This is a genomic window from Streptomyces sp. NPDC007346 (assembly GCF_040703535.1).
Lineage (GTDB): Bacteria > Actinomycetota > Actinomycetes > Streptomycetales > Streptomycetaceae > Streptomyces.
Genome location: NZ_JBEYKR010000218.1, coordinates 1 through 8072, shown reverse-complemented (window position 1 = coordinate 8072; position 8072 = coordinate 1). Strand labels below are relative to the sequence as shown.

The following is an 8072-nucleotide window of genomic DNA, read 5'->3' as shown; positions in this document are numbered from 1 at the left end:
GCGCCGGAGTGTGTCCGGCGCGGGCCCGGCGCGGGCTCCGGGGCTCACACCACCGGCGGCGCTCCCTCGATCGGGCGACCGACGATGCCGGGCCGCCGCTGCCACGGCAGCGGGCCGCCCGGCCGGCGGTAGTCGACGCCGAGGGCGTCGAGCCGGGCGTAATGGTCCGTCATGCGGGCCTCGAATCCGGCGAAGTCCCGCTCGGCCGGGGCCGGCAGCGGCGTCCAGGCGACCTCGGCGAGGGCCGCGAGGCGCGGGAAGACCTGGTAGTCGACGCGGGCCCGGTTCTGCATGACCTCGGTCCACACGTTGCCCTGGGTGCCGAGGACGTGCCGGGCGGCTTCCTCGGAGAGGCCCGGCGGAACGGGTTCGAAGCGGTAGACGTCCTCCAGGGTGCGGACGTACCCGATGGGCATCGGCTCGTCGGGGCCGCCGTCCTGACGGTGGTCCAGGTACACCTGCTGCTCCGGGCACATCACCACGTCGTGCCCGGCTTCGGCGGCCGCGATGCCGCCCGCGTAGCCGCGCCAGGAGGAGACCGCGGCGCCCTCGGCGAGGCCGCCTTCGAGGATCTCGTCCCAGCCGATCATGCGGCGGCCGCGTTCGGTGAGCCAGGTGTCGAAGTGGCGGATGAACCAGGACTGGAGCTCGTCCTCGTCCTTGAGGCCCAGTTCGGCGATCCGGGCCTGGGCGGCCGGGGAGGCCTTCCACTGGTCCTTGACGCACTCGTCGCCGCCGACGTGGATGAACGGCGCGGTCTCGGCGGGGAAGAGGTCGAGCAGCTCTTCGAAGACGCCTTCGAAGAAGCGCACGGTGTTGTCAGTGGGGGCGAGTACGTTCGGACTGACGCCCCAGGTGTCCCAGACGGAGAGGGTGGTGGTGTCGATGACGTCGGTGTTGCCCAGCTCGGGGTATGCGGTGATGGCCGCCTGCGAGTGGCCCGGGATGTCGATCTCGGGGACCACCCGGATATGCCGCTCGGCGGCGTAGGCGACGATCTCGCGGATGTCGTCCTGGGTGTAGTAGCCCCCGTAGGGGGTCTCGTCCCACAGCTCGGATGCCCGGTGCCCGTACTTCGTGCGCGAGCGCCAGGAGCCCGCCTCGGTGAGGCGCGGGTAGCGCTTGATCTCGACGCGCCAGCCCTGGTCGTCGGTGAGGTGGAAGTGGAAGACGTTCAGCTTGTGGGCGGCGAGGAGGTCCAGGTAGCGCAGCACGTCCTCCTTGGGCAGGAAGTGCCGCGAGACGTCGAGCATCAGACCGCGCCAGGAGAAGCGCGGCTCGTCCTCGACGGCCACGGCCGGGACCTCCCAGGTGCGCCCCTTGGTGAGGGGTGCGCGCCGGAAGGCGTCCGGGCCCAGGAGCTGACGGAAGGTCTGCGCCCCCCAGAAGAGGCCGGCCGCGCTGCCTCCGGTGATGCGTACGGCCTCGGCGTCGACGGCCAGGCGGTACGCCTCGGGGGCCAGGGCCGTGTCGAGCGCCAGCTCCACGCGGGGGCCCTCCGTGCCCGGTGCCAGCGGCAGTCCGGTGGCGGCGCCGACGGACGCGCGCAGCAGGCGGGCGACGTCCTCCGTGCCCGGCGCCGCGTCGATCACGGTCGCCTCGCCCAGCCGGAACGGCTCCGCTCCCGGCGGCCCCCAGGTCAGGGAGCGCGGGGCGGGGACGAGACCGGTGGCCGCCCGGTCCCCGGTTGTCGCCGCGTCCGTGACCTCGGCGTTCTTGGATGTCATGAGATCAGTCCTTAACCGCTCCGCCCAGTCCGGAGACGAGGCGTCGCTGTACGAGTACGAAGAAGACGAGGACGGGAATGGTCATCACCGTCGAGGCTGCCATGATCCCGCCCCAGTCGTTCTCGTCCGGTTTCATGAAGACCAGCAGCGCCATCGGCAGCGTCGACTGGGAGGTGTCGCTGATGATGAAGGACTTCGCGAACAGGAAGTCGTTCCAGGTGGTGATGAAGGAGAAGACGCTGGTCGCCACGAGGCCCGGGAAGACCAGCGGGAAGAGGATCTGCCACAGGAAGCGGGTGCGGCTGGCCCCGTCGATGTAGGCGGCCTCCTCCAGGGCTTCGGGTACGGCTCTGACGAAGCCCCGGAGCATCCAGATGGCGAACGGCAGCGAGAAGGCGAGGTGCGGCAGGATCAGCGAGCCGAGCGTGTTGAGCTGGCCGAAGTCCCGCATCAGGAAGAACAGCGGGATGGTCAGCGCCTCCACCGGCACCATCTGCGCGACCAGGAACATGATCAGCAGGGTGGTGCGGAACTTGAAGCGGAAGCGGGTCACGGCGGTGGCGGCCAGGAAGGCGATCAGCGCGGAGGCGATGACGACCGTGCCGGCCACCAGCAGGCTGTTGAGGAAGTAGCGGCCGAAGTCCTGCTGTTCGAAGACCCGGCGGAACGAGTCGAGCGAGGGGGCGAGCGTCCAGGGGCGGGGCTCGGTGGACTGGATCTCGCCGGCCGGTTTGAAGGCGGAGAGCACCATCCAGTAGAGCGGGAAGGCGACCGCCACGGCGATCAGCAGGGCCGTGGCCTCGGCCGCCAGCCTGCCGGGCCGCTTGACGCGCAGCAGCGTACGTACGCCACCGCCGCGTACGGGGCTGCCGTGTACGGAGCTGTCGCGCGCGGGGCCGTCGTGTACGGGGCCGTCGTGTACGGGACTGTCGGTCGTCGAGCTCACAGTTCCTCCCCCTGGCGCCGCACCAGGCGCAGATAGACCAGCGTGACGGCCAGCAGGATCACCAGCATCACGACGCCGATCGCCGATCCGAGGCTGTACTGCGAGGACGCGAACGCCTTCTGGTACGCGTACACGTTGAGCACCAGGTTCTGCCCGGCGATGCCGCCGCCGTTGGTCATGACGTAGATCTGGGTGAAGACCTTGAAGTCCCAGATGATCGACTGGATGGTGACGACGATCAGGATGGGCTTGAGCATCGGCGCCATGATGGTCCGCCAGATCCGCCACTGGGAGGCGCCGTCCAGCGAGGCGGCCTCCAGCACTTCGGTGGGGATGGCCCGGATGCCCGCGTACACGGTGACCATGACGAACGGGAACGAGCACCACAGGACTTCGAGGAGGACGAGCGCGAAGGCGCTGTAGCGCCCGTACGTCCAGGAGAAGTCGCCGAGCCCGAGCACCCTGTTGACCGGTCCGAAGTCGGGGTCGAAGAGGAAGACCCAGACGGTCGAGCCGGTGATCGCGGGGGTGGCCCAGGCGCCGAGCGCGGCCATCATCAGCGCGAGCCGGGGCAGGGCGCGGATGCGGGTGAGCAGGACGGCCAGCGCGCAGCCGACGAACAGGGTGGACAGGACGCAGGCCGCGGCGAAGAGGACCGTGGCGAGGAGGACCTGCCAGAACTGGCTGTCGTTGAAGAGGGTGGCGTAGTTGTCGAAGCCCTTGAAGGTGGTCGGTTCGCCGCCGCTGACCTGGGCCTGGGTGTACTCCAGGAACGAGATCAGGCCGAGCTGGTAGATCGGGTAGACGAGCAGCCCGGCGAGCAGGACGAGGGCGGGCAGCAGGTAGAGCCAGGGGGTCCAGCCGGAGTGCCCCCTGGGCGAGACGGTACGGCGGCGCCGGGGCGGGCGGCCGGCGGGAGCGCCGGCGCCCGCCGCGGACGCACCCGCGGCCGGGGCTTCGAGCGGGGTGGTGTGCGTGGTCATCGTCAGCCTGCGGCGGCGAACGCCGCGTCCATCTTCTTCGCCGCGTCGTCCGAGGCCTGCTTCACGTCCTTACGGCCGGAGACGATCTCCTGGAACATCGTCGGCAGGACCAGCGAGGCGTCGATCTGGCCCCAGGCGGGCGAGGCGGGGACGAACTTGGCGCCGGCGCCCAGGGTCTGGACGAACGGGGCGACGAAGGGCTGCTTCTTCGCGGCGTTGTCCAGGACGTCGGTGTAGGTCGGCAGGAAGCCCATCGCGTCGAACATCTCGGCCTGGGTCTTCTTGGCGGTGAGCGACTTCATCAGGTCGACGGCGAGGGTGCGGTGCGAACTGCTCTTGAGTACGCCGATGTTGTTGCCGCCGGCGAAGGCGGGGGCGATGGAGTCGGGGGCGATGCCGGGCAGCGGGACGACGGCGTACTTGCCCTTGACCACGCCCTCCTCGACGGCCGCGTGGCTGAAGTCGCCGGCGATGGCCATGGCGGCCTTGCCGGAGGCGAAGGCGGTCACGGTGGCGTTGCCGGTCATGGAGGCGCACTTGGCGGGCGGGCAGTTGTCGTCGCCGAAGAGGGAGGTGTAGGCCTCGATGCCCTTGCGGGCCTTCTCGCTGTTGATGGCCGCCTTGTACGTACCCCCGCTCTCGCCGGCGATCTCGCCGCCGTGGGACCAGATGAAGGGCATCGCGCCGTAGGTGTAGGCGCCGCCGACCGCGAGGCCGTAGAGGTCCGGCTTGGCCTTGTGGATCTTCTTGGCCGTGGAGATCAGCTCGGCCTGGGACTTGGGGGGCTCGATGCCCAGGTCCTCGAGGACGTCGGTGCGGTAGTACAGGGCCCGGACGCCGACGAAGAACGGGGCGCCGTAGACCTTGTCGCCGACGGTGACGGACTGCTTGGCGATCGGGTCGGTGTCCTTGGCCTCCTCCCAGGCGCCGAACTCCTCGGTCACGTCCGCGAGTCCGCCGTCCTTGACGTATCCGGCGGTGTCGCTGTTGCCGTACTCGATGAGGTCAGGGGCGCTCTCGGGGTCGTTGAAGGCGGCCTTGATGCGCTGGGCGCGGGTGTCGACGGGTATGTACTCGACCTTGACCTCGGTGCCCTCGTGGCGCTTCTCGAACGCGGCGACGGCCTCGTTGACGACCTTCTCCTTGGGCTTGTTGCCGACCTCCTGGAAGAGCCAGACACGGAGAGTCCCGCTCTTCTCGTCACCCTTCGCACTGGTGTCGGAGGTCTGCGGCGCACAGGCGGTGGCGGTGAGGCCCGCCAGCACTAGCGCCGCAACCGGGGCGGCAATTCGGGCAGAAAGCTTCATCCGGGAACCCCTACCGGTCATTCGTTGCATCATGTGCAACGTGCGTTTCGTTCTGCACAACTGGCAGGAGAGTAGGTCCGGTTCCGGCGCCCGACAAGTGGTCTCCACCACTCTGTGACCAGCCGACGCAGCCCGTGCAACGCGAGCGCCCGGTCACCCTTCGTGACCGGGCGCGCCAAAGGGCGCGGCCGGGAGGGCGGAGACCGTGCCCAGGAGGGCGAAAGGCCGTGCCCGGGAACGCGAAAGGCCCCCGGCACGCACGTCACCGCGCGTGCCGGGGGCCTGGGGCCCGAAGGGCCGAGGGGGCCGGGTGGGCCCTACTTCTTGCCCTTGTCCTTGCCGCCGCCCTTGCCCTTGTCCTTGTCGCCGCCGGCGCCCATGGACTCGTAGATCTCCTTGCACATGGGACAGACCGGGTACTTCTTGGGGTCGCGCCCCGGCACCCAGACCTTGCCGCACAACGCGACCACGGGAGTGCCCTCCAGGGCGCTCGCCATGATCTTGTCCTTCTGGACGTAATGGGCGTAGCGCTCGTGGTCGCCGTCGCCCCTCGACACCTGCGGCGTCGGCTCTACGAGGGTCCCCGTACCTGCCCCGCGATCGGGCTCAAGAGTGCTCATAACCGCCAAGGGTACAGAGCGCCCGGGGCAGGGGCGGGCCTTCAGTTGAGCGAAGGGTCGTCCGGATACGTGGCGATCATCGCCAGCTCGCTGCGCTGGCGGCGGAGCACCGCGCGCCAGAGCTTCTCCGGGCGCGGGGAGGAGACGTCGCCGGGCTCGGACTCGACCACGTACCAGGCGCCCTCGCCCAGTTCGCCCTCCAGCTGCCCCGGGCCCCAGCCCGCGTACCCGGCGAAGATCCGCAGCGAGCCGAGGGCCGGCCCCAGCAGCTCCGGCGGGGTCTCCAGGTCGACCAGGCCGATCGCCCCGTGGACCCGGCGCCAGCCGAGGGGACCCTCGTCGCCGGGGATCACCGCGACGCCGAGCGCCGAGTCGAGCGAGACCGGGCCGCCCTGGAAGACGACGTCCGGCTCCCCGGTCAGGCCGGCCCAGGACCCGAGGATGTCGCCGACGCCGACCGGGGTCGGGCGGTTCAGGACCACGCCGAGGGAGCCCTCCTCGTCGTGGTCGAGGAGGAGCACCACCGCGCGGTCGAAATTCGGGTCCGCGAGGGCGGGTGTGGCCACGAGCAGTCGCCCTGTGAGCGAGGACACCTCCGTCATGGCAGAAATGATCCCGCATCTTCGTCCCTCGCGGGTGCCGAGCGGCCGCGATGACCACCTCAGGAGAGCGAGCGCAGCTCAGGGCGCACGGAGGCACGGGGGAGCGCACCGCGCGACGGGGGTGCGGGGGCCATCCGGACGGTGACCCTCCGCAAGATCGGGTGAGCGGAGGGTGTTGTGGCGGATTCATGACGTTCGTACACCCCCCTTCGCCTTACGGAAGGGGGGTAGGAGGCCATTACCCTTTTCGTTGGCCCCCTGCCCGACCACTCCGGAACGCGAGATACATGACCGGCACAGACGATGTCCTGCTTGTCCACGGCGGCACCCCGCTGGAGGGCGAGATCCGCGTCCGAGGCGCCAAGAACCTGGTGCCGAAGGCAATGGTCGCAGCCCTGCTCGGCAGCGGGCCCAGCCGCCTCCGCAACGTTCCCGACATCCGTGACGTACGGGTGGTCCGGGGGCTCCTCCAACTGCACGGCGTCACCGTCCGCCCCGGCGACGAGCCGGGCGAACTGATCCTCGACCCCTCGCACGTCGAGTCGGCGAACGTCGCTGACATCGATGCCCACGCGGGTTCGTCACGCATCCCGATCCTCTTCTGCGGCCCCCTGCTGCACCGCCTGGGCCACGCCTTCATCCCGGGCCTGGGCGGCTGCGACATCGGCGGCCGGCCGATCGACTTCCACTTCGAGGTGCTCCGCCAGTTCGGCGCGACCATCGAGAAGCGGGCCGACGGCCAGTACCTGGAGGCCCCGCAGCGGCTGCGCGGCACCAAGATCCGGCTGCCGTACCCCTCGGTGGGCTCCACCGAGCAGGTGCTGCTCACCGCCGTCCTCGCCGAGGGCGTCACCGAGCTGTCCAACGCGGCCGTCGAGCCGGAGATCGAGGACCTCATCTGCGTACTGCAGAAGATGGGCGCGATCATCTCCATGGACACCGACCGGACCATCCGGATCACCGGTGTCGACAAGCTCGACGGGTACACCCACCGGGCGATCCCGGACCGCCTGGAGGCGGCCTCCTGGGCGTCGGCGGCGCTGGCGACCGAGGGCAACATCTATGTGCGCGGCGCCCAGCAGCGCTCCATGATGACCTTCCTCAACACCTACCGCCGGGTCGGCGGCGCCTTCGAGATCGACGACGAGGGCATCCGCTTCTGGCACCCGGGCGGCGCGCTCAACGCCATCGCGCTGGAGACGGACGTCCACCCCGGCTTCCAGACCGACTGGCAGCAGCCCCTGGTGGTGGCGCTGACGCAGGCCGCGGGGCTGTCCATCGTCCACGAGACGGTGTACGAGTCGCGGCTCGGCTTCACCTCCGCGCTCAACCAGATGGGCGCGCACATCCAGCTGTACCGCGAGTGCCTGGGCGGCTCGGACTGCCGCTTCGGCCAGCGCAACTTCCTGCACTCGGCGGTCGTCTCCGGGCCGACGAAGCTCCAGGGCGCCGATCTGGTCATCCCCGACCTGCGCGGCGGCTTCTCGTACCTGATCGCGGCGCTGGCGGCGCAGGGCACCTCCCGGGTGCACGGCATCGACCTGATCAACCGCGGTTACGAGAACTTCATGGACAAGCTGGAGAAGCTCGGCGCCAAGGTGGAGCTGCCGGGCGGTTCGCTCGTCTGACCCGCCCGCGCGCCACGGCCGCGCGCACAGTGCTGCCGCACACAGCACTGCGCACCTCGTGAGCAGCCCGCCGCCCCGGCCCCTCGACAGGGACCGGGGCGGCGGGCTTTTCGGGCTTCACAGGGGCTGTCAGGTCCTTCGGGGGCGGGCGTAGCGGCCCGGGTGCCACGCCAGGGACGTACGAGGACCCGGCGGTAGCCGCCCGAGGACCAGGGCCCCGGGGGCCGTGGAGGCCGGCCCGGGGCCCCGGGGGCCCCGG

The 8072-nt window shown here is 70.4% G+C and carries 7 protein-coding genes; 1 reads left to right on the top strand and 6 read right to left on the bottom strand.

Annotated features, from left to right (window positions below; translation table 11 throughout):
* Window positions 1–44 precede the first annotated feature (44 nt).
* The 6 genes from AB0917_RS32410 to AB0917_RS32385 form a co-directional block, all read right to left on the bottom strand.
* Window positions 45–1727, bottom strand: a complete 1683-nt coding sequence (locus tag AB0917_RS32410; protein ID WP_366823284.1) for a beta-N-acetylhexosaminidase — start codon at window positions 1725–1727, stop codon at window positions 45–47.
* Window positions 1728–1731: 4 nt separating this feature from the next.
* Window positions 1732–2565: a carbohydrate ABC transporter permease gene (locus AB0917_RS32405; RefSeq protein WP_366823285.1), complete on the bottom strand. Its 834-nt coding sequence runs from the start codon at window positions 2563–2565 to the stop codon at window positions 1732–1734.
* Window positions 2566–2669: 104 nt separating this feature from the next.
* Window positions 2670–3656: a sugar ABC transporter permease gene (locus tag AB0917_RS32400; RefSeq protein WP_366823283.1), complete on the bottom strand. Its 987-nt coding sequence runs from the start codon at window positions 3654–3656 to the stop codon at window positions 2670–2672.
* Window positions 3657–3658: 2 nt separating this feature from the next.
* Window positions 3659–4963, bottom strand: a complete 1305-nt coding sequence (locus AB0917_RS32395; RefSeq protein WP_366823282.1) for an extracellular solute-binding protein — start codon at window positions 4961–4963, stop codon at window positions 3659–3661.
* A 317-nt stretch (window positions 4964–5280) separates the two neighbouring features.
* Window positions 5281–5583: a DUF3039 domain-containing protein gene (locus tag AB0917_RS32390; protein WP_015608862.1), complete on the bottom strand. Its 303-nt coding sequence runs from the start codon at window positions 5581–5583 to the stop codon at window positions 5281–5283.
* Window positions 5584–5624: 41 nt separating this feature from the next.
* Window positions 5625–6185, bottom strand: coding sequence for a YqgE/AlgH family protein (locus tag AB0917_RS32385; protein ID WP_366823281.1), 561 nt, complete (start codon window positions 6183–6185; stop codon window positions 5625–5627).
* A 287-nt stretch (window positions 6186–6472) separates the two neighbouring features.
* Here AB0917_RS32385 and murA point away from each other — a divergent pair, with 287 nt between their 5' ends.
* Entirely contained in the window at window positions 6473–7813 is a 1341-nt protein-coding gene (gene murA / locus AB0917_RS32380) for a UDP-N-acetylglucosamine 1-carboxyvinyltransferase (RefSeq protein WP_356734535.1), read from the top strand.
* Window positions 7814–8072: the final 259 nt, after the last annotated feature.